Raw genomic sequence first — 25483 nt, 5'->3', positions numbered from 1 at the left:
AGCGCCGGTGGCCCGTCAACGGCGTTCGGGGGGCCGCCTTCCCGGCGCCGCGACACCGCCGGAGGCCGCCGCGTCGATCAGGCGGCGGAAGGTGGAGCACTCCAGGTGGCTCGGCGCGGGGCACGCGGCGGCGTGCCGCAGGGAGTCCCGCAGGACGCCCAGTTCGCGGATCGTGCGGTCCAGTTCGTCCGCCTTGGCGGACAGCATGTCCCGGTCGATGCGCGGCCGCCCGTCCGGCGCGAACATCTGCGCGATCTCGTCGAGCGAGAACCCGGCCGTCCGCCCCAGCGCGATCAGCGCCAGCCGATCCAGCACCCCGGGGTCGTACTGGCGGCGCAGGCCGCGCCGGCCGGTCGAGGAGATCAGCCCCTTCTCCTCGTAGAAGCGCAGCGTCGAGGCGGGCACTCCGGCGCGGTGCGCCACTTCTGCTATGTCCAGATCTGTCATTGTCTTGACCTCAAGTCGACTTGAAGTAGAACGCTGTCATCCCGTCCCGACGAAGACAAGCAGAGGGAGATACGACGATGGATGCCTCACGCAGGTCCTACGACGAGCAGGCCGCCCGCTGGAACGGGCCCGCCGGCCACGCCTGGGTGGATCTCCAAGGGGTGCTGAACGAGATGTTCGGGCCGATCGAGAAGCTGCTCGTCGACGCCGTGTCAGCCGAACACGCGGCCGGTGTGCTGGACGTCGGCTGCGGCACCGGCAGCATCACCCGGGCCGTCGCGCGCAGGACCGGGCACTGCGTGGGTGTCGACATCTCCGGCCCGATGATCGAGGAGGCGCGGGCGCGGGCCGAGCAGGAGGGTGTACCGGCGTCCTTCGTCCAGGCCGACGCGCAGGAGTACGCCTTCGAACCCGCCGCCTTCGACGCCGTCATCTCGCGCTTCGGCGTCATGTTCTTCAGCGACCCCGTGCGGGCCTTCACCAATCTGCGGAGCACGGTGAAGGACGGGGCCGCGCTGCGGTGCGTCGTGTGGCGGGGGCCCGAGGAGAACCCGTTCATGACGACGGCGGAACGCGCCGCGGCCCCCTTCCTGCCGGAGCTTCCCGCCCGCCGGCCGGACCAGCCGGGCCAGTTCGCCTTCGCGGACCCGAAGCGGGTCCACCACATCCTGGCGGAGAGCGGCTGGGCCGGAATCGGCATCGAGCCGGTCGACGTGGTCTGCACCCTGCCAGAGAAGGAACTCGTCACCTACTTCACCCGGCTCGGTCCCCTCGGCACGGTCCTGCCCGACGCCGACGAACGGACCCGGGCGGAGATCATCGAAGTGGTCCGGCCCGCCTTCGACCCGTTCGTGCAGGGCACGGAAGTCCGCTACACAGCGGCCTGCTGGATGGTCTCGGCGCGGGCCTCCCACGCGAAACTTTCGTGAGGTCCGGCCCTCTTTTCCGATCGCGGGCGCCCGGCGCATAGTGAGATCACGATGACGCAGAAGAGAGCCCTGGTGGTCCGAGGCGGCTGGGAAGGACATCAGCCGGTCGAGGCCACGGAACTGTTCCTGCCCTTCCTCCGGGACAACCGATTCACGGTCCGGATCGAGGAGTCGACCGAGATCTACGCGGATGCCGCCGAGATGGCCGGCACGGACCTGGTCGTGCAGTGCGTGACGATGTCGGAGATCACGCGCGACCAGCTGACGGGGCTGAGCTCCGCGGTCGTGGCCGGTACCGGCTTCACCGGCTGGCACGGCGGCATCGCCGACTCGTTTCGCGCCTCCTCGGACTATCTCCACCTGGTGGGCGGCCAGTTCGCCACACACCCCGGCAAGGAACCGTGCGAGCGCCGGGGTGCGGCGGACGACAACTTCCTGCCCCACACCATCGTTCTCACCGAGGCCGGCCGGGAGCACCCGATCACGTCCGGCATCGAGGACTTCGCGCTGGACACCGAGCAGTACTGGGTGCTCCACGACGATCTGATCGACGTCCTGGCCACCACCACGCATCCCGTCCGGCCGTGGCAGCCCTGGCACCGGCCGGTCACCTCACCGGCGGTCTGGACCCGCCGGTGGGGTGCCGGGCGGATCGTGGTGACGACGCCGGGGCACAGCGTCGACGTGCTGGAGAACCCCCAGGTCCGCACCATCATCGAGAGGGGCATGCTGTGGGCGACGCGCACCGCGTCGGAGTCGTAGGGCTCGGCGTCATCTCCCGCGCGTACCTGGACACGCTCGTCGGCCGTCCCGGCGTACGCGTCACCGCGGTCGCCGACCTCGACGCCTCCCGGTCGGCCGCGGCCGCCGCCGAACTGCCCGGCGCCCGGGCCCTGACGGTCGAGGAGCTGCTGAGCAGCCCGGAGGTGGACACGGTCCTGAACCTGACCACGCCGGCCGCCCACGCGGAGATAGCCCTCGGGTCGATCCGGCACGGCAAGAACGTCTACGGGGAGAAGCCCCTGGCCGTGGGCCTGGAGGACGCCCGGGCCGTGCTGGAGGCCGCCGCGAAGGCGGGCACCGGTGTCGGCTGCGCCCCGGACACCGTGCTGGGCACGGGAGTTCAGACCGCGCGGGCGGCGGTGGAGGCCGGGAGCATCGGACGCCCCCAGTTCGCCTCGGCCGTGATGGTCACCCCGGGCCACGAACGCTGGCACCCTCACCCCGACTTCTACTACACGGCAGGCGGTGGTCCGCTGCTGGACATGGGGCCGTACTACCTCTCGTCCCTGGTGCACCTGCTGGGGCCGGTGCGTGCCGTGACCGGGGCGGCCGGGCGGCTGCGCGCCGAGCGCGTGATCGGATCGGGCCCGCGCGCCGGCGAGCGCATACCGGTCGAGGTGGACAGCCATGTCACCGGAGTGCTGGAGCACGTGAGCGGGACGCTGACGACGCTCACGACGAGCTTCGACGGCGTGGCCACCACGGCCGCGCCCATCGAGGTGCACGGCGAGAGCGGCACCCTGTCGGTCCCCGACCCCAACCGCTTCGACGGGGAGGTACGCCTCCACACGCTCGGCGACACCCGCTGGCGCGCCCTTGCGACGTCGGCGGGTTACGCGGACGGCGCGCGCGGCGTCGGCCTGCTCGACTTCCTCACCGCCGACGAGCGGCGGGCGCCGCGCGCGAGCGGTGAACTGGCCCTGCACGTGCTGGAGGCGATGACCGCTCTGCTGCGTTCGGCCGCCGAGGGGCGGCGGATCGAACTGACGACGTCGGCCGAGGTGCCCGCACCCGTGCCCCTGACGGCTGCCGCGCAGTGGCACGGCCGCCCCGACTGAGGTCAGTCCACGGGCCAGGTGTGCGCAGGTGCGTTCATGTGCATGTAGTCCATGTACGTCCTGGTCATCTGCCGCAGTGCCTCGCGGCGGTCGGAGATGCCGGCCTTCTCCAGGTGGTGCACCGTCTCCGCCTGCCACAGGGCGCCGTTGCGGCCGGTGACGCAGCGCTGCTCGATGATGCCCAGCAGGGGCTCGCGCCAGGCGGCGTCCATGCCGGTCAGCTCCAGGCCCTTGTGGGCCAGGGGCAGCAGCCGCCGCAACACCAGTTCCGTGACCGGCACTTCGCCCACGCCGGGCCAGTACAGGCGGGCGTCGATGCCGTCGCGGGCCGCGGTGTGGAGGTTCTCCTCGGCGACCGAGAAGGACATCCGCGTCCACACCGGCCGGTCCTCGTCGACCAGGGCGCGGGTCAGTCCGTAGTAGAAGGCGCCGTTGGCGATGATGTCGGCCACGGTGGGACCGGCGGGCAGCACGCGGTTCTCGATGCGCAGATGCGGGCCGCTGTCGGTGACCGCGTAGATGGGGCGGTTCCAGCGGTAGATCGTGCCGTTGTGCAGGGTCAGCTCGCCCAGCTGGGGAACGCCGCCGCTGTCCAGCTCCTTCTGCGGGTCCTCGTCCTCGCACAGCGGCAGCAGGGCCGGGAAGTAGCGCACGTTCTCCTCGAAGAGGTCGAAGACGCTGGTGATCCAGCGCTCCCCGAACCACACCCGGGGCCGTACGCCCTGGGCCTTGATCTCCTCGGGGCGGGTGTCGGTGGCCTGCTCGAACAGGGGGATGCGGGTCTCGCGCCACAACTCCTTGCCGAACAGGAAGGGCGAGTTCGCCGCGAGGGCGATCTGCACGCCCGCGATGGCCTGGGCCGCGTTCCAGTAGTGCGGGAACTCCTTCGGGGCGACCTGGAGATGGAACTGGGTGCTGGTGCAGGCGGCCTCGGGAGTGATCGTGTCGGCGTACGTCGACAGGCGTTCCACGCCGTCGACCCTGATCCGCAGGTCCTCGCCCCGGGCCGCGAAGATCTGCTCGTTGAGCAGCCGGTAGCGCGGATCGCCGGAGAGGGCGGACCCGCTGACGTCCGACTCGCCCAGGGTCGGCAGGATGCCGACCATGATCAGGTGCGCGCCCACCGCGGCTGCGCGGTCCTCGGCGTGGTTGAGGGCGTCGCGGATCTCCTGCTCCCAGGAGCCGGGGCCGCCTGCCGTGAGCTGCCGGGGCGGGATGTTGATCTCCAGGTTGAAGCGGCCGAGCTCGCTGGACCAGGCGGGGTCGGCGATCGCCTGGAGCACGTCGGTGTTCCGCATCACGGGCAGCCCGGCGTCGTCCACCAGATTGAGCTCGATCTCGAGGCCGACCTGGGGGCGCTCGCTCTCGAAGCCCGACTCGTGGAGCATCCGGGCGAGCACCTCGAGGTCGGTGTGCATCTTCTCCCGGTATCGACGGCGGTCCTCCCGGGTGAACACCAGGGCCGGCACGTCACGTCCCATGTGCCCTCCTGCGCTCCTGCGGCGGCTGCGTCCGCTCCTCGGCGATGGGTCTCGTCCCAGAGTCGCACCTTGTCCCCGCCCCCGCACCCACCTAGCCTGATTTTGTGCCGCAAATAAACAAACCCCGAACGCACAGTGCCGTGCCGGGCAACGGCAACTCCCTGACCCGACTCCGCATCGCCCTCACCGTCTTCTTCGCCCTCGACGGCTTCGTCTTCGCCGGCTGGGTCGTGCGCATCCCCGCCATCAAGGCGCAGACCGGCGCCTCCGCCAGTGCTCTCGGCCTCGCACTCCTGGGCGTCTCCGCCGGGGCCGTCATCACCATGACCCTCACCGGGCGCCTGTGCCGCCGCTACGGGAACCACCAGGTCACCGTCGTCTGCGCGGTGCTGCTCTCCCTCTCCGTCGCCCTGCCCCCGCTGGCCCACTCGGTGCTCGCACTGGGCCTCGTCCTGCTGCTCTTCGGGGCCGCGTACGGCGGGATCAACGTCGCCTTCAACAGCGCGGCCGTCGAACTCGTGGCCGCGCTGCGGCGGCCGGTCATGCCGAGCTTCCACGCGGCCTTCAGCCTGGGCGGCATGGTCGGAGCGGGGCTGGGCGGGCTGGTCGCGGGGGTCCTCTCCCCCACCCGGCACCTGCTGCTGCTCACGCTGGTCGGCCTGCTCGTCACCGCGGCGGTGGGCCCCACCCTCTTGCGGCACGAGCCGCCGACGCCCCCGGAGCGGGACCTTCCCACCGAGGGAGCCCCGCGCCGACTGGACGGCCGCACCCGCGCGCTGGTGATCGTCTTCGGCCTCATCGCGGGGTGCACGGCATACGGCGAGGGGGCGCTGGCTGACTGGGGCGCCCTGCACCTCGAGCAGGACCTGCACGCCTCGGCGGGTGCCGCGGCCGTGGGCTACTCCTGCTTCGCGCTCGCCATGACGGTGGGACGACTGTCCGGCACCATGCTCCTGGAGCGCCTGGGGCAGACCCGGACCGTCGTCGCCGGAGGCACCACAGCGGCGGCCGGCATGCTGCTCGGCGCCCTCGCCCCCTCCCTCTGGGCGGCCCTCCTCGGCTACGCGATCACGGGCATCGGCCTCGCGAACCTCTTCCCCGTGGCCGTGGAACGGGCCGGGGCCCTCGCCGGACCCGACGGCGTCGCCACGGCCTCCACCCTGGGCTACGGGGGCATGCTCCTCGGCCCGCCCGCGATCGGCTTCATGGCGGACTGGTTCTCCCTGCCGGCCGCACTGACCAGCGTGGCGGTCCTGGCCGCGGTGGCGGCGGCCGTCGGAGCCCTGGTGGGGGCGTCCGCGAGGCGGACGGCCGGGGACTGAGAGGAGGGGCACCGCCAGGGGGGATGCCGGTGATCCTGGGTACCCGTGGCCACGCCCGGTGTGATCACCGGGCCGTACACCGCGGACAAGGAGGCAGACCCGTGACCGAACAGCAGCACCCCGGAGAGCAGCACCCGACCCCGGAGTTTCCCTCCCAGGACCAGCCGCACCCGGGCTGGACGGGCCCCATGGACCCGCCCCCGGACCACGGCGAGGACTCCTACCGGGGCAGTGGCCGGCTGACCGGCCGCAAGGCGGTGATCACCGGCGGGGACTCCGGGATCGGCCGCGCGGTCGCCCTGGCGTTCGCCCGTGAGGGAGCCGACGTGCTGTTCACCCATCTGGATGACGAGAAGGACGACGCCGCCGAGACGGCCCGGCTCGTCGAGGAGGCCGGCCGGCGTGCCGTGCCCGTCGCGTGCGACGTACGGGAGGAGGAGAACTGCCGGGCGCTGATCGACCGCGCCGTGGAGGAGTTCGGCCGGATCGACGTCCTCGTGAACAACGCGGCGTACCAGATGTCGCAGCCCGACGGCATCGAGGCGATCACCACCGAGCAGTTCGACCGGGTGCTGCGCACGAACCTGTACGGGATGTTCTGGCTGTGCAAGCTGGCCCTGCCGCACATCCCGGAGGGCGGCAGCATCATCAACTCCACGTCGGTGCAGGCGTACAAGCCCAGTCCGCATCTGCTGGACTATGCGACGACGAAGGGCGCGATCGTCACGTTCACGCAGGGGCTGGCGCAGATGCTGATCGAGAGGGGCATCCGCGTCAACGCGGTGGCGCCGGGCCCGGTGTGGACGCCGCTGATCCCGGCGACCCTGCCGGACACGCAGACGTTCGGCAAGCAGGCCCCCATCGGACGGCCCGCACAGCCTGCCGAGATGGCTCCGGCGTACGTCTTCCTCGCCTCGCAGGAGGCGTCGTACATCACCGCCGAGATCGTCAACGCGACGGGCGGGACGCCGCTGCCGTAGCCCCCGGGGCGGCCGCCGGAAATCCCCCGGCTTCGAGAGCGCTTCATGCGGCAGACTCGGCGCCATGGAGATCGCCGAGTTCCTTCAAGCACTGGAGACGGAAGGCCGGCTGCTGGCAGCGGCCGCCGAGGAGTCCGGGACGGAGGCGAAGGTGCCGACCTGCCCCGAGTGGCAGGTGCGCGATCTGCTGCGGCACACGGGCGCCGTGCACCGCTGGGCCGCCGCCTACGTCGCCGAGCAGGTCACCGAGCGCCGCCCGCTGGTCGAACCCACGGACCTCGACGGCGCGGAGCTCATCGCCTGGTACCGCGACAGCCACCGCCGGCTCGTGGGCACGCTGGCCGGCGCCTCGCCCGACGTGGAGTGCTTCGCCTTCCTGCCCGCGCCGTCCCCGCTGGCCTTCTGGGCCCGTCGGCAGGCGCACGAGACGGCCGTGCACCGGGTCGACGCGGAGTCCGCCCGCGGCGGCGCCCCGACGGAGGTCACCCCCGAGTTCGCGACCGACGGCATCGACGAACTGCTGCGTGGCTTCCACGCCCGTTCCAGGAGCCGCGTACGCACCCCCGAGCCGCGCGTCCTGCGGATCCGCACCGAGGACACCGGCGCGGTGTGGACGCTGCGCCTGTCGCCGGAGCCGCCCGTGACCACGCGGGACGAGGCCGGGGAGGCGGAGTGCGAACTGTCCGCCCCAGCCGGGCAGTTGTACCTGGCGCTGTGGAACCGGTCGCCCCTGCCGAGCGCCACGGGCGACCAGGCACTCGCCACGCTGTGGCGGGAGACGTCGGCGATCTGAGCGGCCACCGACGGACGGTCAGTCGTCGGCGAGCATCCTCGCCAGCACCGCGCGCTGCACGGGAAGAACCTCACCGTGCAGCGCGCGCCCCTTCGCCGTGAGGCAGACCTTCACGCCACGCCGGTCCTCGGAGCACATGCCGCGCTCGACGAGACCCTCCTTCTCCAGCCGGGCGATCAGCCGCGACAGAGCGCTCTGGCTCAGGTGGACCCGCTCGGAGATCTCCTGGACGCGGTAGGACGGCGTGCCCTTCGGCGTCCGGCACCCGGCGAGGACGTCGAGCACCTCGAAGTCGCTGGCGCACAGCCCGTGGCCGTGCAGCGCACGATCGAGCTCGCACTGGGTCCGCGCGTGCAGCGCCAGAATGTCCCGCCAGTGTTCCACGAGCGCCTGCTCGGCCTGCTGAGCCATGCGCCGCACCGTAACAGAGAACCGAGATTGTTGCACCTGAATTAAATGCATTTGCATCTCATGCATACGCATGTACTGTCCCGGGTATGACCTCTCCGCTCATCTCCCCCACGTCCGAGGGGCGTTGGACGCCACGGCTCTGGGGCACCCTGCTCGTGCTCTGCGCCGCGATGTTCCTGGACGCCCTGGACGTGTCCATGGTCGGCGTCGCCCTGCCGTCCATCGGCGCCGACCTCGGCCTGTCGACCTCGGCGCTGCAATGGATCGTCAGCGGCTACATCCTGGGCTACGGCGGTCTGCTGCTGCTCGGTGGACGCGCCGCCGACCTGCTGGGCCGGCGTCAGGTCTTCCTGGTGGCCCTGGGCGTCTTCGCGCTCGCCTCGCTGCTCGGCGGGCTCGTCGACTCGGGTCCGCTGCTCATCGCCAGCCGCTTCATCAAGGGCCTGAGCGCGGCCTTCACCGCCCCCGCCGGCCTGTCGATCATCACCACGACGTTTCCCGAAGGCCCGCTGCGCAACCGCGCCCTGGCCATCTACACCACCTGCGGCGCCACCGGCTACTCGATGGGGCTGGTCTTCTCCGGCCTGCTCACGGAGGCCAGTTGGCGGCTCACCATGCTCCTGCCCGCCCCCATCGCGCTGATCGCCCTGCTCGTGGGCCTGAAGCTGCTGCCGCGCACCGAACGCGAGCGCGGCCAGGGCGGCTACGACGTCCCCGGCGCCATCCTCGGCACCGGCTCGATGCTGCTGCTGGTCTTCACCGTCGTCGAGGCGCCCGAGGTGGGCTGGGGCGCGGCCCGGACCATCCTGTCCTTCGTCGCCGTGGCGGTGCTCCTCGTGGCCTTCGTCGCCGTCGAGCGGCGCAGTCCCAGCCCGCTGATCCGGCTCGGCGTGCTGCGCTCGGGACCGCAGGTGCGGGCCCAGCTGGGCGCGTTGACCTTCGTCGGCAGCTACATCGGCTTCCAGTTCCTGGTCACGCTGTACATGCAGCAGCTGCTCGGCTGGTCCGCGCTGCACACGGCCCTGGCCTTCCTGCCGGCGGGCGCGCTGGTGGCGCTGTCCGCGACCAAGGTCGGCGCCGTCATCGACCGGTTCGGCACCGCCCGGCTGATGGTGCTGGGCTTCGCCCTGATGGTCACCGGGTACGTGCTGTTCCTGCGCATCGACCTCGACCCGGTCTACGCGGCGGTGATCCTGCCGACGATGCTGCTGGTCGGCTCCGGCTTCGCGCTGACCTTCCCGTCGCTCAACGTCCAGGCCACCAACGGTGTCGACGAGCACGAGCAGGGCATGGTCTCCGGGCTGCTCAACACCTCGGTCCAGGTCGGCGGCGCGATCTTCCTCGCCGTGGTGACGGCGGTGGTGACCGCGAACTCCCCCGAGGGGCCCCACCCCTCCCCGCAGGCCGTGCTCGACAGCTACCGGCCCGGCCTGGCCGTCGTGACGCTCGTCGCCCTCATCGGCCTGCTGATCACCCTCACGGGTCTGCGCCCCCGCCGGGACCGGCCGTCCGGGCCGACCGTCGTGGTCGCCAAGTCCACCCCCAAGGAGGCGGAGCGCGTCGCCGTGCGCGACTAGGGGGACGCCTCCGACCGTGCGCCCGGCGGGCTGCCTTGATCGCCGGGCGCACCCCTGTTTGACTCGCCGTATGACCAGTCACGGGGGACGGCGCAGTCAGGCCGAACGCGACGCGATCACCGTCGAGATCGGGTACGCGCTGTGCAGTGCGGCCTTCGCCGCGGCGGTGGTGTTCGGGGCGGTGGCGGGGCCCTCGCTGCTCTTCGACCTGCCGGACACGGCCGAGCGCCTGCTGCTGCGCGCCGGTGTGGTGCTCGCTCCGGTCCTCTTCGTCGCGCGGGTCGTCAGCGTCCTGGTCCGGTTCCGGAGGGCGGATCAGCCCAGCCAGCCCGGCCGCACCAGCCCCGACTCGTAGGCGAGCACGACCAGCTGGGCCCGGTCGCGGGCGCCGAGCTTCACCATCGTGCGACTGACGTGGGTCTTCGCGGTGAGAGGGCTGACGACCAGGCGGCGGGCGATCTCCTCGTTGGACAGGCCGATCCCGACCAGCGCCATCACCTCCCGCTCCCGCTCGGTGAGCCGGGCCAGGGCGCCGGCCGCCGCCGGTTCCTTGGAGCGGGACGCGAACTCGGAGATCAGCCGCCGGGTCACGCCCGGCGACAGCAGCGCGTCGCCCGCGACCACCGCCCGGACGGCGCGCAGGAGTTCCTCCGGCTCGGTGTCCTTGACCAGGAAGCCGGAGGCGCCGGAGCGGATCGCCTCGAAGACGTACTCGTCGAGCTCGAAGGTGGTGAGCATGACGACCCTGACGTCCTCCAGGTGGGGATCGCCGGTGACCTGCCGGGTCGCGGCCAGGCCGTCGAGGGCGGGCATGCGGATGTCCATCAGGACGACGTCGGGGCGCAGTTCGCGGATCCGGCGCACGGCCTCCTCCCCGTCGGCGGCCTCTCCGGCCACCTCGATGTCGGGCTGCGCGTCGAGCAGCGCCCGGAACCCCGCCCTCACCAGGGACTGGTCGTCGGCCAGCAGTACGCGGATCAACGGTCCTCCTGTGTCGGGCTCGTCGGCCCCCCGGTGGATGTGCCGGCCGATGCCGTCAGCGGCAGCACGGCGAGCACCCGGAACCCTCCGTCCGGGCGGGGGCCCGCCTCGATGGTGCCACCCAGGGCCGCGGCCCGCTCCCGCATCCCGGCGAGTCCGTTGCCGCTGCCGCCGGCGTCGTCCCCGGTCGCGGGCCCGTCGTCGTCCACGCGCAGCCGCAGCACGCCCGCACCGGACGCGAGGTGCACGCGCGCGTGCCGCGACCCCGAGTGCCGGACGACGTTCGTCAGGGCCTCCTGGAGGATCCGGAAGGCGGCGAGGTCGGTGCCGGGCGCGAGGCGCGGCGCCTCCCCCTCGACGTCCACCGTGAGGCCCGCGCTCCCGGCCTGCTCCACCAGCTCGGACAGCCGGTCGAGCCCGGGCGCGGGGGCGCGCGGCGCGTCACCGGGGGTGCGCAGGGTGTCGAGCACCTGGCGCACCTCGCCGAGCGCCTCCTTGCTCTGGTCCTTGATCGTGGTGAGGGCCGTGCGGGCCTGCTCGGGGTCGGTGTCGAGGAGCGCGAGGCCGACCCCGGCCTGCACGTTGATGACGGAGATGCTGTGGGCGAGGACGTCGTGCAGCTCCCGCGCGATCCGCAGCCGCTCCTCGTCGGCCCGCCGCCGCGCGGCCTCGGCCCGTTCGGCCCGTTCCCGGACCCACTGTTCGCGCCGGACGCGGAACAGCTCCGACACCGCCGCGATCGCCACCACCCAGGTGGCGACCACGATCTCCTCGCCCCAGGAGGCGGCCAAGTCGCCGGACGGCGGCAGCCACCGGAAGAGCCAGTGCGCCACCAGGACGTGTCCGGCCCAGAGCATGCCCATCGCGGCCCACGCCGCCCGGCGGTGCCCGGCGACGATCGCGCTGAAGCAGGCGAGGGCGACGGTGAAGAGCACCGGCCCGTAGGGATACCCGGCCCCCAGGTAGACCATGACGGCGGCCGCCGTGCCGAACACCACGGCCACCGGATACCGCTTCCGCCACAGCAGCAGCCCGCCGGCCACCAGCAGCAGCGCCCGCGCGAAGAGATCCAGCTCCGCCCGCTCGCCCTGCTGCCCGTGGGCGGCGAAGTTCGACCCGACCAGGACGAACGCGGTCACGAGGACCGTGGACCGCCAGGGCCATCGCGGCTCACGCCCCTCCCACCGGTCCCACCACGCGGGCCCGTGCCGCCACCACCGCGGCGAACCGCCCCGCGCACGCTGCTCGTCCATACCGGCCACGCTAGACGCCACGCTCCCGCGGCCGCGTCACCCCTGCGTGGTGCTCACGCGTACTCCCCGGGAAGTACGCCCGTTCACCGGGCCGGTGGCCTACCGGGAGGCGGGAATCAGCCCGACCCCTCGGGCGAGTTGCCCCACCGCGTGCCGGAAGAACGTCTCCCGGTCCTCCACCACCCGGTTGAACTGGCCGAACAGTTCGAAGCCGACCAGCCCGTAGAGCTGGGCCCAGGCCGCGACGAGTGCCGTCACGACCGCCGGGGGGAGGTCGGGGGCGAGGTCGGCGGCCATGCGTTCGGCCTCCGGGCGGAGCTCGTCCGCCAGCGGGGGCCGGGCGAGCTCCGGGTCCTGGTGGGCGTCGCGGGCGATGCCGATGAGCAGGAGCCCGACGCGGGCGGCGGCCGGGACGGTGGCGTCGGGGGCCGTGTACCCGGGGACGGGCGATCCGTAGATCAGCGCGTACTCGTGCGGATGGTCCAGCGCCCAGCCACGCACCGCCTCGCAGACCGCGATCCAGCGTTCGAAGGGGCCGGCCGCCGGCTCGTGGGCCGCCTCGGCGCTCTCACCGAGGGAGTCGTAGGCGTCGATGATGAGGGTGGTGAGCAGGTCGTCACGGCTGGGGAAGTAGCGGTACAGCGCGGAGGACACCATGCCGAGCTCACGGGCCACGGCCCGCAGCGAGAGCCGGGCGGCGCCCTCCGCCGCGAGTTGTCTGCGGGCCTCGTCCTTGATGGCCGCGGTGACTTCGGTCCTGGCCCGGGCACGGGCGCCGTGTGCGGTGCTCATGCCGAGCAGTCTCCCATGAAAGAAGAGCAGTGCACACAAAAGAGAGCGGTGAACAAATTGGAGAGCAGTGCTCTTGCTCTGGCGCACGGCCTCGTGCAGACTGACACCAGAAAGAGCGAGAGCGGTGCTCACAGAAGAGAGCACCGCTTCGCAGCCACCCGAGGGGGCCCCATGTCCACGCACGTCCAGAAGCCCGGCTGGTTCACCGTCAACGTCTTCAACCGCTTCGTGGCCTGGCTGACCCGCCGCGGCGTCAGCGTCTGGGGCTCCCGCGTCCTCGCCGTCCGCGGCCGCAAGAGCGGCCAGTGGCGCACCACCCCGGTCAACCTGCTGACCCTGGACGGCAAGCAGTACCTGGTCGCACCCCGCGGTCATGTGCAGTGGACGCACAACATGCGCGCCGCGGGCGGCGGCGAACTGCACCTCGGCACGCACGTGGACACCTTCACCGCGGCCGAGGTCGGCGACGACGACAAGACCCCGATCCTGCGCGCCTACCTCAAGCGCTGGAAGGCTGAGGTCGGGGTCTTCTTCAACGGAGTCGGCCCCGACTCCCCGGACGACGAGCTGCGCCGCATCGCCCCGGACCACCCCGTCTTCGAGATCACTCCGACGAGCTGACCTCCGCGGGCGCGGCGGGACGGCGGTCCATCGCGGCCAGGGCACGCTGGGCGATCGGATACGTGCGGACGATCTCGCCCAGCGACGTCGAGCCCTGTGTGATCTCCTTGAACGCCCTCCATGCGGGGCGCAGGCCCGTCAGCGCCGCGTGGAACAGCCCGGGACGGCGCTCGAACGCCGTGAGCAGCCGCTTGCCGACGCTCATCTCCACCCCGAGCCCGGCCTTGACCGCGAACGCGTAGTTGAGAGCCTGCCGGCGCGTGTCCACGGCGTCGTGCGCCTCGGCGATCCGCACCGCCCACTCCCCCGCCAGCCGGCCGGACCGCAGCGCGAAGGAGATGCCCTCGCGGGTCCACGGCTCCAGGAGCCCCGCGGCGTCACCGCACACCAGCACCCGTCCGCGGGAGAGCGGCGAGTCGTCGGCGCGACAGCGGGTCAAGTGGCCCGAGGAGATGCTCGGTTCGAAGCCGGCGAGGCCGAGCCGGCCGATGAACTCCTCCAAGTACCGCTTGGTGGCGGCGCCTTCGCCACGGGCCGAGATCACCCCGACCGTCAGGGTGTCGCCCTTGGGGAAGACCCAGCCGTAACTGCCGGGCATGGGGCCCCAGTCGATGAGCACCCGGCCCTTCCAGTCCTCTGCGACGGTCTCCGGCACCGGGATCTCCGCCTCCAGGCCGAGATCCACCTGGGCGAGCTTGACCCCGACATGCGCCCCTATGCGGCTGGCGCTGCCGTCCGCCCCGACGACGGCCCGGGCGAGCACGACCTCACCGCCCTGGAGGACCACGGCGACCGTGCGCCGGTCCGGCACCGTCGAGCCGTGCTGCTCGACCCGCTGGACCGTGACGCCCGTACGCAGCTCGGCGCCCGCCTTCTGCGCGTGCTCGACGAGTTGCTGGTCGAACTCGGGCCGGTTGATCAGCCCGAAGAGCATCTGCCTGGAACGGCGCGTGCGGGTGAAGCGGCCGTTGTTCGAGAAGGTCACCGCGTGCACCCGGTCCCTGAGCGGCAGCTCGAAGCCGGGCGGCAGGGCGTCGCGCGAGGGGCCGATGATGCCGCCGCCGCAGGTCTTGTACCGCGGCAGCTCGGCCTTCTCCAGCAACAGCACGCGTCTGCCGGCCACTGCCGCCGCGTACGCGGCCGAAGCGCCCGCGGGTCCCGCGCCCACCACGACGACGTCCCACACCTGCCGCGCGTCGTCCGCCGAAGAGTTCTCGCTGCTCACGATGGTCTACTGCTCCCGATCAAGCCGCCTGCCGCTGTCTCCCGCATCCTACGGCGGCGGTCACCGCAGGCCGCTGTGGGAGGATCGGCGGCGTGGGTGGCCCTTACACGGGGCCGCGCCCACACCACACGATCACCGCGTACCGAGAGGTACGCATCCGTACAACGTCGCACCCACGAGGAGCGTGCCCATGTCGTCGAATCCGGTCGCCGAGACCGTCGCCTCGCTGATGCCCAGGGCGAAGGAGGAGCTCGCCGAACTGGTGGCCTTCCAGTCGGTGGCGGACTTCGACCAGTTCCCCAGGAGCGAGAGCGAGGGCGCCGCACGCTGGGTCGCGGACGCGCTCGCCGCCGAGGGTTTCCAGGACGTGGCCCTGCTCGACACCCCCGACGGCACACAGTCGGTCTACGGCTTCCTGCCCGGCCCTCAGGGCGCGAAGACCGTCCTGCTCTACGCCCACTACGACGTGCAGCCGCCGCTGGACGAGGCCGCTTGGACGACCCCGCCGTTCGAGCTGACCGAGCGGGACGGCCGCTGGTACGGGCGCGGGGCCGCCGACTGCAAGGGCGGCCTGATCATGCATCTGCTGGCTCTGCGCGCGCTCAAGGCGAACGGCGGCGTGCCCGTCCACGTGAAGGTGATCGCCGAGGGCTCCGAGGAGATGGGCACGGGCGGCCTGGAGCGGTACGCCGAGGAACACCCGGAGCTGCTGGCGGCGGACACGATCGTGATCGGCGACGCGGGCAACTTCCGGGTCGGCCTGCCGACCGTCACCTCCACCCTGCGCGGCATGACCATGGTGCGCGTCCAGGTCGACACGCTCGCGGGCAACCTCCACTCCGGCCAGTTCGGCGGTGCCGCTCCCGACGCGCTCGCCGCGCTGATCCGCGTGCTGGACTCACTGCGCGCCGAGGACGGCTCGACGACCGTCGAGGGGCTCTCCGGTGACGCGGGCTGGGAGGGGCTCCAGTACGAGGAGGAGCAGTTCCGCCGGGACGCCAAGGTGCTGGACGGCGTCGAGCTGATCGGGTCCGGGACGGTCGCCGACCGCATCTGGGCGCGGCCGGCCGTCACGGTCATCGGCATCGACTGCCCGCCGGTGGTCGGCGCCACCCCGTCCGTGCAGGCGAGCGCCCGTGCGCTGATCAACCTGCGGGTGCCGCCGGGGGTGGACGCGGGCGCGGCGACCAAGCTGCTCCAGGCACACCTGGAGGCGCACACGCCGTGGGGTGCCCGGGTGAGCACCGAGCAGATCGGCGAGGGCCAGCCGTTCCGCGCCGACACCACCAGCCCGGCGTACCAGGCCATGGCGGCCGCGATGGCGGTCGCCTACCCGGGGCAGGAGATGCAGTACGCGGGGCAGGGCGGTTCGATCCCGCTGTGCAACACGCTGGCCGCGCTCTATCCGCGTGCGGAGATCCTGCTGATCGGGCTGAGCGAGCCGGAGGCCCAGATCCACGCGGTGAACGAGAGCGTGTCGCCCGAGGAGCTGGAGCGGCTGTCGGTGGCGGAGGCGCTGTTCCTGCGCACCTACGCGGCGAGCTGACCGCTCTGCCCGCAGCAGAAGGCCCTCGTCCTCGGACGGGGGCCTTCCCTACGGTCGTCCCATGGACGTCATCGAACTGTCCCCCCGCTTGCATCTGTTGCGCTTCCCGGTCGGCCAGGCCTACGTCTGGCGGGACGGCGGCGAACTCACCCTGGTCGACGCGGGGCCGGCCGGTTCCGGTGCCCCGATCGCCGAGGCGGTGACCGCCCTCGGCCGGCATCCCCGGGACGTACGGCGGATCGTGCTCACCCACTTCCACGAGGACCACGCGGGCGGGGCGGGCGAGTTCGCCGCGCTGAGCGGCGCCGAGGTGCTGGTCCACCGGCTCGACGCGCCGTTCGTGCGCGGGGACCTGCCGGGCCCGCCGCCGGTGTTCGAGGACTGGGAGCGGCCGCTGCACGAGCAGGCGGCGAAGCTCCTGCCCGAGGGGGACTTCGCCCGGCCGCCGCGGCTGACCGAGGTGTCCGGCGGTGACGTGCTGGACATCGGCGGCGGGGCGCGGATCGTGCACGTCCCGGGGCACACGCACGGCAGTATCGCGCTCCATCTCCCGGAACACGGGGTGCTGTTCACGGGTGACACGGTCGCCGCGTCACCCGTCGACGGCACGGTCATGCCGGGGGTGTTCAACCTCGACCGCCCGCAGGTCCTCGCGGCCTGCCGGCTCCTGGCCGAACTGGACGCGGACGTGGCCTGCTTCGGCCACGGAGCTCCGGTGACGAGTCGGGCGGGCCGCGCGCTGCGGAACGCGGCGCACGGGTGATCCACCCCGTGGGTGACCCGCCCTAGTCGAGGGCCGGGTCCAGGACGATGTCCTCCTCGCGTGCGGTGACGGACGGGTCCTCGGGGAAGTGACAGGCGGTCAGGTGGCCCGAGGGGCTGCCCTCGACGCGCACCAGTTGCGGCTCCTCCAGGGCGCACTTCTCCTGTGCCTTCCAGCAGCGGGTGCGGAAGCGGCAGCCGGAGGGCGGGTCGATCGGGGAGGGCACGTCTCCGGCGAGCCGGATGCGTTCGCGCCGGTCGACGGCGTCCGGGTCGGCCTCGGGCACGGCGGACAGCAGTGCGTGCGTGTAGGGGTGCCGGGGCCCGGTGTACAGCGACTCCCGCTCGGCGACCTCGACGATCTTGCCGAGGTACATCACGGCGACCCGTTCGGAGAAGTGCCGTACGACGGCGAGGTCGTGGGCGATGAAGACGAACGCGATGCCGAACTCCCGCTGGAGGTCCTGGAGCAGGTTGACGACCTGCGCCTGGATGGAGACGTCCAGCGCGGAGACGGGTTCGTCGGCCACGATCAGCTTGGGTCGCAGGGCCAGGGCGCGGGCGATGCCGATGCGCTGGCGCTGCCCGCCGGAGAACTCGTTCGGGTAGCGGTTGTAGTGCTCGGGGTTGAGCCCGACCGTCTCCAGGAGTTCCTGGGCGCGCTTCTTGTGGCCCTGGGGCGGGTTGATGCCGTTGAGCCGCATCGGCGTCTCGATGATGGTGCCGACGGTGTGCCGGGGGTTCAGCGAGGAGTACGGGTCCTGGAAGATCATCTGGAGGTTGCGGCGGGCCTGACGCATCCGCCCGGGCGGCTGGTGCGTGATGTCCTCGCCGTCGAAGACGACGGAGCCGCCGGTGGGTTCGAGCAGCCGGGTGATCAGTCGGCCCGTGGTCGACTTGCCGCAGCCGGACTCGCCGACCAGGCCGAGCGACTCGCCGGGCGCGACCGAGAAGTCGATGCCGTCGACAGCCCGGACGGCTCCGATCTGCCGCTGGAAGATGATGCCCTGCCGGAGGGGGAAGTGCTTCTGCAGACCGCGTACCTCAAGGAGGTTCTCGCCGGCTGTGCGGTCGGTGCTCTGCCCGGTGAGGGGCTCGGTGGTGCTCACGGCATGGTCCCTTTCGTCCGCCGCCGTCACTGCGCGGCCCGTGCGGCCGCGGGGCCCCGGTCGTCCGGACCGGCCCCGACGCGGATCTCCTGTTTGGCGTCGTCGCTGAGATGGCACGCGGCGAGGTGCCGTTCGCTGCCGGAGACGAGGCGCAGCTCGGGCCGCTCCGCCGGGCAACGGCCCTGAGGCACCCAGCCCTTGTAGGCGCAGCGGGGGTGGAAGGAGCAGCCGTCCGGCAGGTTGATCAGGCTCGGCGGGGTGCCGGGGATCGGGTTGAGCCGCTCGCCGACGTCGCCGCTGAGGTGCGGCATCGACTGCAACAGGCCCCAGGTGTAGGGGTGCTGGGGCTGCTTGAGCACGTCGCGGGTGGTGCCGTACTCGATGCGGCGGCCGCCGTACATCACCAGGATGTCGTCGGCGACGTCGGAGACCACGCCGAGGTCGTGCGTGATGATGACGACGGCCGAGCCGAACTCCTCCTGGAGGTCGCGGATCAGGTCCAGGATCTGCGCCTGGACGGTGACGTCCAGGGCGGTGGTGGGCTCGTCGGCGATCAGCAGCTCCGGGTCGCACACCAGGGACATGGCGATCATGGCGCGCTGGCGCATGCCGCCGGAGAACTGGTGCGGGTAGTCCCTGACCCTGCGCTCGGGCTGCGGGATGCCGACCCGCTTCAGCATCTCCACCGCGCGGTCCCTGGCCTCCTTCTTGGAGACCTTGTGGTGCACCCGGTAGGCCTCGGCGATCTGGGAGCCGACGGTGAAGAAGGGGTGCAGCGCGGAGAGCGGGTCCTGGAAGATCATGGAGACGGTGCGGCCGCGCAGGGCGCGCATCCCGGCTTCGGGCAGGGCGACTAGGTCCCGGCCGTCCAGCCAGATCTCGCCGGACACCTGGGCGCGGGTGCCCTTGTGCAGTCCGAGCAGGGCCAGTGAGGTCACCGACTTGCCGGAGCCGGACTCGCCGACGATGCCGAGGGTCCTGCCCTTCTCCAGGGTGAAGGAGACGCCGTCGACCGACTTGACGAGGCCGTCCTCGGTCGGGAAGTGCACCTTCAGGTCGCGTACGTCGAGGAAGGGTGCGGGCGCGGGTGCGACGTCCGCTGGCTGCGGTGAGGTCGATACGGACACGGGTGTTCCTAAGGACGAAGGAGGGCTCAGGCGAGGCGCACGCGCGGGTCGACGAGGCCGTACACCAGGTCGACGACGACGTTGGCGATGACGACGAACGTCGCGGCGAAGAGCGTGGTGCCGAGGATGACCGGCAGGTCGGAGTTCTGGACGGAGTCGACCGCGAGTTTGCCGATGCCGTTGATGCCGAACACCGACTCGGTGATGACCGCGGAGCCGCCGATCAGGGAGCCGACGTCCATGCCGAAGATGGTGATGATCGGGGTGATGGCGGCGCGCAGTCCGTGCTTGAGGACGACGGTGGCGGCCGGCAGACCCTTGGCGCGAGCGGTGCGCATGTAGTCCTCGGCGAAGACCTCCAGCATGGAGGAGCGGGTGAGCCGGGTGTACATCGCGAGGTAGACGATGACCAGGGTGGTCCACGGCAGGATCAGCCCCTGGAACCAGCCGGCCGGGTCCTCGGTGATCGGCGTGTAGCCGGAGGCCGGCAGGATCTGGAACTTGTCGACGAAGAGGTAGAGCAGCAGCAGACCGATGAAGTAGATCTGCACCGACACGCCGAACAGGGCGACTCCGACCGCGGCCTTGTCGGCGGCCCTGCCCCGGCGTACCGCGGCGACGGTGCCGAGGCCGACGCCCAGGACCAGGAAGGCCACCGCGGCACCGAGGCCGAGGGAGAGGTCCGCCGGAAAGTCCGACAGGAGGGTGGTCAGGACGGGGGTGTCGGTCTGGAAGGAGACGCCGAGGCAGGGCGCGCCGCAGTGGATGCGGACGCTCTGGTCACCGAAGACACGGCCGGCGAACAGCCCCTTGAGGAATTCCCAGTACTGCGTGAGGTAGCTCCGGTCCAGGCCCAGCGAGTGCTTGATCTCCGCGAGGCGCGAGGGCGAACAGGTCTTTCCGCAGGCCAGGAGTGCGGGGTCGGACGGCAGCGCGAAGAAGATGAAGAAGGTGATCGTGGTGATCACCAGCATGATCACGGCCGCTGCCAGCAGGCGTCTGATGAGGTAACGAAACATGGGGTGCCGGGACCTGACGTGAGTGGGATGCCCGCCGGCGGCCGGGGCCGCCGGCGGGGTGCGGTGGAGACGGTTCCGTCAGTGCTTGATGTAGACGTGGACCAGGCTCGGCTCGGCCAGGATCGTGTCGGAGATGACCCCGCCGACCTTGGAGCCGGACATGTCGCTGAAGTTCATGTACATCAGCGGAACCACGGCGGCGTCCTTGAGGATCTGCTCGTCCATCTGCCCGTAGGTGGCGTTGCGCTGGGCGACGTCGGTCATCGTGGCGGCCTTGTCGATCAGGGCGTTGACCTTCGGGTCGTTCAGGTAGGAGAGGTCCTGGTTCGACTGCGGGTTCTTCTTGATCAGCCGGCCGTCGAAGAGGGTGGGCAGCACCGTGGAGGCGTTGGGCCAGTCGGCGATCCAGTCGCCCCAGGTCAGGTCGTACTGGTTCTTCGTGTTGTTGATGGTGCTGAAGTAGTTCGACGCGTCGATCGGGGAGATGTTGACGTGGATGCCGATGTGCTCCAGCGAGGTCTTCACGGCGTCGGCGAAGTGCTCCTCGGTGGGGGTGTTCTCCACAGCGATCGACATGGTGGGCTTCGGGTTGCCCGCCTGCTTCATCAGCTCCTTGGCCTTGGCGAGGTTCCCCGCCGGGTTGGCGCTGTACAGGTTGAACTTCCGGTAGCCGCCGATGCCGGGGCTCAGCATGGTGGTGGCGTAGTCGCCGTAGGCGGAGCCGCCGAAGGCACCGCGCACGGTGGTCTTGTCGATGGCGTACTCGATCGCCTCGCGGACGTGGATGTCCTTGACCCGGGTGGTGTTGATGGCGAGGTAGTTGATGCCCGGCGCGGGAATCTTGTAGTAACGGCTCTTCAGGGACGGGTCGCCCGCGAGCTGAGCCAGGTCGGATCCGGCGATGGGCCACTGCTGGATCGAGGTCTGGGCGGTGCCGGCGTCGGCCTTGATCTGCTGGTCGATGGCGGACTCGTCCTGGCCGAACTTCACGTCGATCCCGTCGACGTTCTGCTGCCGGATCGGGTCGGTCGCCTGGGACCAGTACGTGTTGCGGGTGAGGACGAGTTCCTTGTTCTTGGTGTACGACTTGATCATGTACGGGCCGTCGGACCAGACCTTGGTGTCATAGGTCGAGCCGGTGTCGTGGGCCTTGGGCACGGCGGACCAACCGGTCATCGTGGTGGTCTCGTTGAAGTCGGCCACCGGCTGCTTCAGGTGGAAGACGATCGTGTACCTGTCCGGCGTCCGGATGGAGTCGAGCTGCTTGCCCTGGTAGGGGCCCTTGTAGTCGGAGCCGCCGACGAGCCACTGGGCCGCGTAGGGCGGGCCGCCGTTGATGTCGGAGGAGAAGCCGCGCTCCACGCCGTACTTGACGTCCTGCGCGGTGACCTCGGTGCCGTCCTGGTACTTGACGCCGTGCCTGAGGTGGAAGGTCCAGACGGTGGCGCCCTTGCTCGGCGTTCCGGTGTCGGTGGCCAGGTCACCGACCAGCTTCGGCTTCGAGCCGCTCTCGTCCCAGCCCGTCAGGGTCCGGAGGATCTCCTGGTCCATGCTCTGGCCCTCGGTCGTGTAGACGCGCTGGGGGTCCAGGTGGTCGAAGTCGGCCTTGTTCAGGACGGTGAGGGTGCCGCCCTTTCCGGGGGTGCCGCTGCCGCTGTCGCTGGAGGACCCTCCGCATGCGGTGGCTCCGAGGGCGATCACCACGGCGGTTGCCGCGAGAGCGACCGTACGGGATCTGCGCGTTCTGCGCGTCATGGGGGAAACTCCGTTCTTGCTACGGGCTCGGCGGCCGTTCGTGGGACCGCCGGGCCGAAATCTCGGGGGTGGCTTGTCAGCCGCGCCGGGCTCGGGGGTCCAGGGCGTCCCGGACGCCGTCCCCGAGCAGGTTGAGCGCCAGGACCAGGAGGAGGAGCAGGACGCCGGGCACGAAGAGGTACATCGGATCCTGGAGGAAGAACTGGGAGGCGTCCGACAGCACGGCTCCCCAGTCGGGGTTGGGCGGGATGACACCGACGCCCAGGTACGACAGCGCCGCCTCGGTCGTGATGTTCTGCGGGACGGCGAGCGCGAAGGAGATCAGGATCGGCGCCCACAGGTTGGGCAGCAGCTGGCGGAAGAGGATGTGCCGACGGCCGGCGCTCATCAGCCGCGCGGCGTCGACGAACTCCCGTTCGCGCAGGGACAGTACCTGCCCGCGCACCAGCCGGGCGGTGTACGCCCAGGCGAAGACCGCGATGTTGAGGACCAGGACGAGCAGCCGGAGGTTCTCGTCGGTGCCGCCGTGGGTGTCGGTCTGGAGCGCGTTCTGGATCACCGGGGTGAGCGCGATGATGAACAGCAGCTGGGGAAACGCCAGCATCACGTCCATGATCCGGGACAGCAGGGAATCGACCCAGCCGCCGAAATAGCCGGCGGCGAGCCCGGCCACGACTCCGACCGCGGTGGACAGTACGGCCGAGGCGAATCCCACGTAGAGGGAGGTGCGCAGGCCGTAGACGATGCGGGCGAACAGGTCGTAGCCGGTGCCCGGTTCGACGCCGAGGAGGTGCTCGGCGCTGATACCGCCCAGCGACCCGTAGGGGAAATTGCCCGTGTCCGGATTGATCGCCTTGTTGTCGGGGGTGATCGGTCCCCAGCCGGTCACCGCGGTGAGGACCGGCGCGAGGAGCGCGATCGTGATGAACAGGAGGGTGGCCGCCAGAGCGGCCGTGGTGACCTTGTCCCGCCTGATCCGCCGCCAGGCCATCCGGGCCGGTGGGCGGCCGGCGACAACCGTGCCGCCGGGTCTGGAGTCCTGCGTCGACGGCTCGGTCGGCAGCGCGGTGCCGCCGCCGGTGTCGACCGGCTGGTGTTGCGTGGTCATCGTACGGACATCCCGGATCTGCCCCTGGGGCAAGGAAATTGGGTGGCGGTCGTTGCTTCCGCCATGAGACTCTGCGGACTTTCGCAACGGCGTGCGAGTCCGGTCAAGCCGCGCAGGGGCGAGAAAAGGGATTGTTTGCGGTCATGGAAAAGTGTTGACGAGAGTGGGGAATGCGATTACCCGCCGCGTGAAGGTTCGCGGGAGATTCCTTGGGCAGCGATTGGCCGTGACCCGGGCGCCGTTTCCTTTTGCTTTTCCCTCGAAATCTCCCGCGCCGGGTAAAGGGCGCGCGCGGCGGGCCCGGTGTCAGCCGACCGGCACCCCGGCCTCCAGATAGAGCGCCGCTCCGCGTTCGCGGGCCCGCAGGGCCCAGCGCAGCCGCTCGTAGCGCACCGGGGGCAGCAGGTCGGCGGCCTCCTCCTCGGTGACGAACCGCCAGGCGCGCAGCTCCGGGCCGGGCAGCAGCAGCCTGCCCGCCTCGGCGGAGTGCAGGAGGCCGCCGTCGAAGAGGAGCCGCAGTCCGCCGTACCCGGGGGGTGCGGGGCGCTCCCAGTCGACGACGAGCAGGCTCGGCACCTCGTCGAGGCTGATACCGGTCTCCTCGGCGACCTCGCGGATCCCGGCGCGCGCGGGGGCCTCACCGGGTTCGACGACGCCACCGGGGAACTCCCAGCCGGCCTTGTACGTGGGGTCGACGAGCAGCACCCGGTCCTGCTCGTCGAAGAGGAGCACTCCGGCGGCGACGGTCTCGGCGGTGGGCTCGGGCGTCTGCACGATGTCGCAGACCGGCACGGTACCGCCGGCGACGGCCTCGGCGATCTTGACGGCCGTCTCGTACGGCGTGAGGTCGCTGGTGTCGACGGGGTGGGCGTCGGCGGTGAGCCAGGAGGCGAGAGCGGCCCGGTACGGCTCGATGTGGTCGAAGGACCACTGGCGTATTCGCATGTCGCCGTCGGGGAGGTCGCGCGGGACCTCACGGCCCGCTATGCGCTCCCGCAGTATCGTTTCGGCCGGAGCGAGCAGGATGTGGCTGACCGGGATCCTGCGCGCGGCCAGGCCGCCGAAGATCTCGTCGCGGTACTCCTGGCGCAGCAGGGTCATGGGGACGACGAGGGTCCCGCCGAGCTCGGCGAGCATCGCGGCCGCCGTGTCGATCACGAGCCGTCGCCAGATCGGCAGGTCCTGGAAGTCGCCGACCTCGGCGAGGCGTTTCGGCGGCAGCAGGTGGGCGAGCGCGCCGCCGATGACCTCCGGGTCGAAGAGCGTGCTGTTCGGGATCAGTTCGATCAGTTCCCGTGCGGTGGTGGTCTTCCCCGCACCGAACGCGCCGTTGATCCAGACGACGGTCACAGGTCCCCCTCTTCTGTTGGCCCCCTGAGGCTTGCCCGCTCCACCCTGCCACGGAAACCAGCCGCAGTTGAGGGCGCATGACGACGGCGCCGGCGCCCCCCACGCGGGGGAACGCCGACGCCGTGGGCCGTGGCTGGTCGTCAGCCCCTCTTCGGGGCGGCCTTCTTCTGAGCGCCCTTCTTCTTCTGGACGCCGTCCTTCCTGTCCACGGCCAGGCCGTCCCTGGCGACGGTCTGGTTGAGCGTCTTGAGGGTCTCGTCCACGTTGATGGCGGGGACAGTCTCTCCGATGGCGTGCGACGGAGTGACCGCCGCGACGACGAAGCCGGTGGCCAGGGAGGCGATCGCGAGCATGCTGCGCTTCTTCATGCCCCACTCAACTGCCGGACGGGCTCCAGGGTCACGGCACTGGGCCGTTCGGGGGAAGCGGCGGCTTCACGCGTGGCCGGTTCCCCAGGCGCCGGATCCACCGCCGCGCCATTCGATCAGCCCCGATGCCGCCACGTACGCCTCGTCCGCGTCCTCGATCCCGGCTCGCCGCAGGAACTCGGCGATGTCGAGTGGCCCGTAGGCGATACCGAGGAACTGGTCGTCCACACGGACCCGCCGTCCACCGTCCGCGGCGGGCGGGTAGACCACGACGGGTTTCACGGGCGCCATGGCACCAGGGTGCGCGGGGGCGGCGCCGGGCGCGCGCCGGGATGGGCCGTTCAGCCCGCCTTCCGCGTCGGCCGGAACTCGTGGACGTCGGCGGTGAGGGTGCCGTCCTGCTGCTCGTAGTGCGACAGGGCGAGGCCGAGACCGAAGAAGGTGGGTGCCCACTCACCGACGAAGATGCCCCAGCGGTCGGCACGGGCGACACCGGTGCCTGCTTCCATCTTCCTGGAGCCCATCCAGGCGACGACGCTGAGGCCGATGGAGGCCATGCCGGCCATGTAGGCGTGCTCGCTGCGGACGCCCATCTCGTGCATCTTCTTGATGATCATCAGCGGCTCCGTTCCGTGGGGGATTCAGGAGACGGAGTGCCCTCACCAGATGACGATATTCGTCTGATT

At 71.3% G+C, this 25483-nt stretch carries 27 protein-coding genes; 11 read left to right on the top strand and 16 right to left on the bottom strand.

Annotation, left to right across the window (positions count from 1 at the left end; all coding sequences use genetic code 11):
- Positions 1-15: 15 nt before the first annotated feature.
- Positions 16-447, bottom strand: coding sequence for a helix-turn-helix domain-containing protein (locus IE153_RS15255; protein WP_189590248.1), 432 nt, complete (start codon positions 445-447; stop codon positions 16-18).
- A 77-nt stretch (positions 448-524) separates the two neighbouring features.
- Between IE153_RS15255 and IE153_RS15250 the strand changes: the two genes are divergently transcribed.
- From IE153_RS15250 to IE153_RS15240, 3 genes are read left to right on the top strand one after another with little or no spacing between them, the layout of a single operon-like run.
- Complete coding sequence (locus IE153_RS15250) at positions 525-1376, top strand: class I SAM-dependent methyltransferase (protein WP_189590247.1); 852 nt, start codon at positions 525-527, stop codon at positions 1374-1376.
- A 51-nt stretch (positions 1377-1427) separates the two neighbouring features.
- Positions 1428-2138 (top strand): ThuA domain-containing protein, encoded by a 711-nt coding sequence (locus IE153_RS15245; protein WP_189590246.1) that lies wholly within the window; start codon positions 1428-1430, stop codon positions 2136-2138.
- A complete protein-coding gene (locus tag IE153_RS15240; protein WP_189590245.1) occupies positions 2108-3217 on the top strand; it encodes a Gfo/Idh/MocA family protein in 1110 nt (369 codons plus the stop codon). The genes IE153_RS15245 and IE153_RS15240 overlap by 31 nt, the downstream gene beginning before the upstream one ends.
- Before the next feature lie 2 nt (positions 3218-3219).
- Here IE153_RS15240 and IE153_RS15235 read toward each other — a convergent pair whose 3' ends face one another.
- Positions 3220-4698 (bottom strand): glutamate-cysteine ligase family protein, encoded by a 1479-nt coding sequence (locus IE153_RS15235; RefSeq protein ID WP_189590244.1) that lies wholly within the window; start codon positions 4696-4698, stop codon positions 3220-3222.
- A gap of 140 nt (positions 4699-4838) precedes the next feature.
- Here IE153_RS15235 and IE153_RS15230 point away from each other — a divergent pair, with 140 nt between their 5' ends.
- The 3 genes from IE153_RS15230 (at position 4839) to IE153_RS15220 (ending at position 7793) form a co-directional block, all read left to right on the top strand.
- Positions 4839-6020 carry an MFS transporter gene (locus IE153_RS15230; RefSeq protein WP_189590243.1) on the top strand — a complete coding sequence of 394 codons (1182 nt, stop codon included), beginning with the start codon at positions 4839-4841 and terminating at the stop codon, positions 6018-6020.
- A 101-nt stretch (positions 6021-6121) separates the two neighbouring features.
- Complete coding sequence (locus IE153_RS15225; RefSeq protein WP_189590242.1) at positions 6122-7000, top strand: SDR family oxidoreductase; 879 nt, start codon at positions 6122-6124, stop codon at positions 6998-7000.
- 64 nt (positions 7001-7064) lie between these two features.
- Positions 7065-7793, top strand: coding sequence for a maleylpyruvate isomerase family mycothiol-dependent enzyme (locus tag IE153_RS15220; protein ID WP_189590241.1), 729 nt, complete (start codon positions 7065-7067; stop codon positions 7791-7793).
- 18 nt (positions 7794-7811) lie between these two features.
- Here the strand turns inward: IE153_RS15220 and IE153_RS15215 are convergent, their stop codons facing one another.
- The gene (locus tag IE153_RS15215; protein WP_189590240.1) at positions 7812-8204 is read right to left on the bottom strand and encodes a MarR family winged helix-turn-helix transcriptional regulator; all 393 of its coding nucleotides are present in this window, start codon (positions 8202-8204) and stop codon (positions 7812-7814) included.
- 86 nt (positions 8205-8290) lie between these two features.
- On the opposite strand from IE153_RS15215, the gene IE153_RS15210 reads away from it, so the two are divergent.
- Positions 8291-9781 carry an MFS transporter gene (locus tag IE153_RS15210; RefSeq protein WP_189590239.1) on the top strand — a complete coding sequence of 497 codons (1491 nt, stop codon included), beginning with the start codon at positions 8291-8293 and terminating at the stop codon, positions 9779-9781.
- A gap of 70 nt (positions 9782-9851) precedes the next feature.
- Positions 9852-10136 (top strand): DUF6332 family protein, encoded by a 285-nt coding sequence (locus IE153_RS15205; protein ID WP_189590238.1) that lies wholly within the window; start codon positions 9852-9854, stop codon positions 10134-10136.
- On the opposite strand, the gene IE153_RS15200 is transcribed toward IE153_RS15205, so the two are convergent.
- The 3 genes from IE153_RS15200 to IE153_RS15190 all read right to left on the bottom strand — a co-directional run bounded on the left by IE153_RS15200 (position 10097) and on the right by IE153_RS15190 (position 12807).
- On the bottom strand, positions 10097-10762 hold the full coding sequence (locus tag IE153_RS15200; RefSeq protein ID WP_097215071.1) for a response regulator: 666 nt from the start codon (positions 10760-10762) through the stop codon (positions 10097-10099). The genes IE153_RS15205 and IE153_RS15200 overlap by 40 nt on opposite strands.
- Positions 10759-12015, bottom strand: coding sequence for a sensor histidine kinase (locus IE153_RS15195; protein WP_189590237.1), 1257 nt, complete (start codon positions 12013-12015; stop codon positions 10759-10761). Before IE153_RS15195 ends, IE153_RS15200 begins: the two co-directional genes overlap by 4 nt.
- 99 nt (positions 12016-12114) lie before the next feature.
- Positions 12115-12807 (bottom strand): TetR/AcrR family transcriptional regulator, encoded by a 693-nt coding sequence (locus IE153_RS15190; protein ID WP_189590236.1) that lies wholly within the window; start codon positions 12805-12807, stop codon positions 12115-12117.
- 171 nt (positions 12808-12978) lie between these two features.
- On the opposite strand from IE153_RS15190, the gene IE153_RS15185 reads away from it, so the two are divergent.
- Complete coding sequence (locus IE153_RS15185; RefSeq protein WP_189590235.1) at positions 12979-13428, top strand: nitroreductase family deazaflavin-dependent oxidoreductase; 450 nt, start codon at positions 12979-12981, stop codon at positions 13426-13428.
- On the opposite strand, the gene IE153_RS15180 is transcribed toward IE153_RS15185, so the two are convergent.
- Complete coding sequence (locus IE153_RS15180; protein WP_189590234.1) at positions 13412-14653, bottom strand: geranylgeranyl reductase family protein; 1242 nt, start codon at positions 14651-14653, stop codon at positions 13412-13414. The two genes, IE153_RS15185 and IE153_RS15180, sit on opposite strands and share 17 nt — an antisense overlap.
- A 190-nt stretch (positions 14654-14843) precedes the next feature.
- On the opposite strand from IE153_RS15180, the gene IE153_RS15175 reads away from it, so the two are divergent.
- The gene (locus IE153_RS15175; protein ID WP_189590233.1) at positions 14844-16199 is read left to right on the top strand and encodes a dipeptidase; all 1356 of its coding nucleotides are present in this window, start codon (positions 14844-14846) and stop codon (positions 16197-16199) included.
- Between the two features lie 61 nt (positions 16200-16260).
- Positions 16261-16962 (top strand): MBL fold metallo-hydrolase, encoded by a 702-nt coding sequence (locus IE153_RS15170; protein ID WP_189590232.1) that lies wholly within the window; start codon positions 16261-16263, stop codon positions 16960-16962.
- Positions 16963-16984: 22 nt separating this feature from the next.
- Here the strand turns inward: IE153_RS15170 and IE153_RS15165 are convergent, their stop codons facing one another.
- The 9 genes from IE153_RS15165 to IE153_RS15125 all read right to left on the bottom strand — a co-directional run bounded on the left by IE153_RS15165 (position 16985) and on the right by IE153_RS15125 (position 25414).
- Complete coding sequence (locus IE153_RS15165; protein ID WP_189590231.1) at positions 16985-18070, bottom strand: ABC transporter ATP-binding protein; 1086 nt, start codon at positions 18068-18070, stop codon at positions 16985-16987.
- A 26-nt stretch (positions 18071-18096) separates the two neighbouring features.
- Entirely contained in the window at positions 18097-19197 is a 1101-nt protein-coding gene (locus IE153_RS15160; RefSeq protein WP_189590230.1) for an ABC transporter ATP-binding protein, read from the bottom strand.
- A 26-nt stretch (positions 19198-19223) separates the two neighbouring features.
- On the bottom strand, positions 19224-20216 hold the full coding sequence (locus tag IE153_RS15155; protein WP_189590229.1) for an ABC transporter permease: 993 nt from the start codon (positions 20214-20216) through the stop codon (positions 19224-19226).
- A gap of 78 nt (positions 20217-20294) precedes the next feature.
- A complete protein-coding gene (locus IE153_RS15150; protein WP_189590228.1) occupies positions 20295-21971 on the bottom strand; it encodes an ABC transporter substrate-binding protein in 1677 nt (558 codons plus the stop codon).
- A 76-nt stretch (positions 21972-22047) separates the two neighbouring features.
- Positions 22048-23079 carry an ABC transporter permease gene (locus tag IE153_RS15145; RefSeq protein ID WP_189590227.1) on the bottom strand — a complete coding sequence of 344 codons (1032 nt, stop codon included), beginning with the start codon at positions 23077-23079 and terminating at the stop codon, positions 22048-22050.
- Between the two features lie 306 nt (positions 23080-23385).
- Positions 23386-24429 carry an NUDIX hydrolase gene (locus IE153_RS15140; RefSeq protein ID WP_189590226.1) on the bottom strand — a complete coding sequence of 348 codons (1044 nt, stop codon included), beginning with the start codon at positions 24427-24429 and terminating at the stop codon, positions 23386-23388.
- Positions 24430-24569: 140 nt separating this feature from the next.
- Positions 24570-24797, bottom strand: a complete 228-nt coding sequence (locus tag IE153_RS15135; RefSeq protein WP_189590225.1) for a hypothetical protein — start codon at positions 24795-24797, stop codon at positions 24570-24572.
- Between the two features lie 66 nt (positions 24798-24863).
- Positions 24864-25088, bottom strand: coding sequence for a hypothetical protein (locus IE153_RS15130; RefSeq protein ID WP_189590224.1), 225 nt, complete (start codon positions 25086-25088; stop codon positions 24864-24866).
- Positions 25089-25138: 50 nt separating this feature from the next.
- Positions 25139-25414, bottom strand: coding sequence for a hypothetical protein (locus tag IE153_RS15125; RefSeq protein ID WP_031106777.1), 276 nt, complete (start codon positions 25412-25414; stop codon positions 25139-25141).
- Positions 25415-25483: the final 69 nt, after the last annotated feature.

The organism is Streptomyces massasporeus, assembly GCF_014648995.1.
Taxonomy (GTDB): Bacteria; Actinomycetota; Actinomycetes; order Streptomycetales; family Streptomycetaceae; genus Streptomyces; species Streptomyces massasporeus.
Note: the sequence above shows the minus strand (reverse complement) of the source record. Positions and strands in the feature narration are given on the sequence as shown.

What these genes read in the sequence shown, in the direction of transcription:
- IE153_RS15255 (WP_189590248.1), bottom strand. Translation starts at nt 447, where the DNA reads ATGACAGATCTGGACATAGCAGAAGTGGCGCACCGCGCCGGAGTGCCC.
- IE153_RS15250 (WP_189590247.1), top strand. Translation starts at nt 525, where the DNA reads ATGGATGCCTCACGCAGGTCCTACGACGAGCAGGCCGCCCGCTGGAAC.
- IE153_RS15245 (WP_189590246.1), top strand. Translation starts at nt 1,428, where the DNA reads ATGACGCAGAAGAGAGCCCTGGTGGTCCGAGGCGGCTGGGAAGGACAT.
- IE153_RS15235 (WP_189590244.1), bottom strand. Translation starts at nt 4,698, where the DNA reads ATGGGACGTGACGTGCCGGCCCTGGTGTTCACCCGGGAGGACCGCCGT.
- IE153_RS15220 (WP_189590241.1), top strand. Translation starts at nt 7,065, where the DNA reads ATGGAGATCGCCGAGTTCCTTCAAGCACTGGAGACGGAAGGCCGGCTG.
- IE153_RS15215 (WP_189590240.1), bottom strand. Translation starts at nt 8,204, where the DNA reads ATGGCTCAGCAGGCCGAGCAGGCGCTCGTGGAACACTGGCGGGACATT.
- IE153_RS15210 (WP_189590239.1), top strand. Translation starts at nt 8,291, where the DNA reads ATGACCTCTCCGCTCATCTCCCCCACGTCCGAGGGGCGTTGGACGCCA.
- IE153_RS15205 (WP_189590238.1), top strand. Translation starts at nt 9,852, where the DNA reads ATGACCAGTCACGGGGGACGGCGCAGTCAGGCCGAACGCGACGCGATC.
- IE153_RS15195 (WP_189590237.1), bottom strand. Translation starts at nt 12,015, where the DNA reads ATGGACGAGCAGCGTGCGCGGGGCGGTTCGCCGCGGTGGTGGCGGCAC.
- IE153_RS15190 (WP_189590236.1), bottom strand. Translation starts at nt 12,807, where the DNA reads ATGAGCACCGCACACGGCGCCCGTGCCCGGGCCAGGACCGAAGTCACC.
- IE153_RS15185 (WP_189590235.1), top strand. Translation starts at nt 12,979, where the DNA reads ATGTCCACGCACGTCCAGAAGCCCGGCTGGTTCACCGTCAACGTCTTC.
- IE153_RS15175 (WP_189590233.1), top strand. Translation starts at nt 14,844, where the DNA reads ATGTCGTCGAATCCGGTCGCCGAGACCGTCGCCTCGCTGATGCCCAGG.
- IE153_RS15170 (WP_189590232.1), top strand. Translation starts at nt 16,261, where the DNA reads ATGGACGTCATCGAACTGTCCCCCCGCTTGCATCTGTTGCGCTTCCCG.
- IE153_RS15155 (WP_189590229.1), bottom strand. Translation starts at nt 20,216, where the DNA reads ATGTTTCGTTACCTCATCAGACGCCTGCTGGCAGCGGCCGTGATCATG.
- IE153_RS15150 (WP_189590228.1), bottom strand. Translation starts at nt 21,971, where the DNA reads ATGACGCGCAGAACGCGCAGATCCCGTACGGTCGCTCTCGCGGCAACC.
- IE153_RS15145 (WP_189590227.1), bottom strand. Translation starts at nt 23,079, where the DNA reads ATGACCACGCAACACCAGCCGGTCGACACCGGCGGCGGCACCGCGCTG.
- IE153_RS15135 (WP_189590225.1), bottom strand. Translation starts at nt 24,797, where the DNA reads ATGAAGAAGCGCAGCATGCTCGCGATCGCCTCCCTGGCCACCGGCTTC.
- IE153_RS15130 (WP_189590224.1), bottom strand. Translation starts at nt 25,088, where the DNA reads ATGGCGCCCGTGAAACCCGTCGTGGTCTACCCGCCCGCCGCGGACGGT.
- IE153_RS15125 (WP_031106777.1), bottom strand. Translation starts at nt 25,414, where the DNA reads ATGATCATCAAGAAGATGCACGAGATGGGCGTCCGCAGCGAGCACGCC.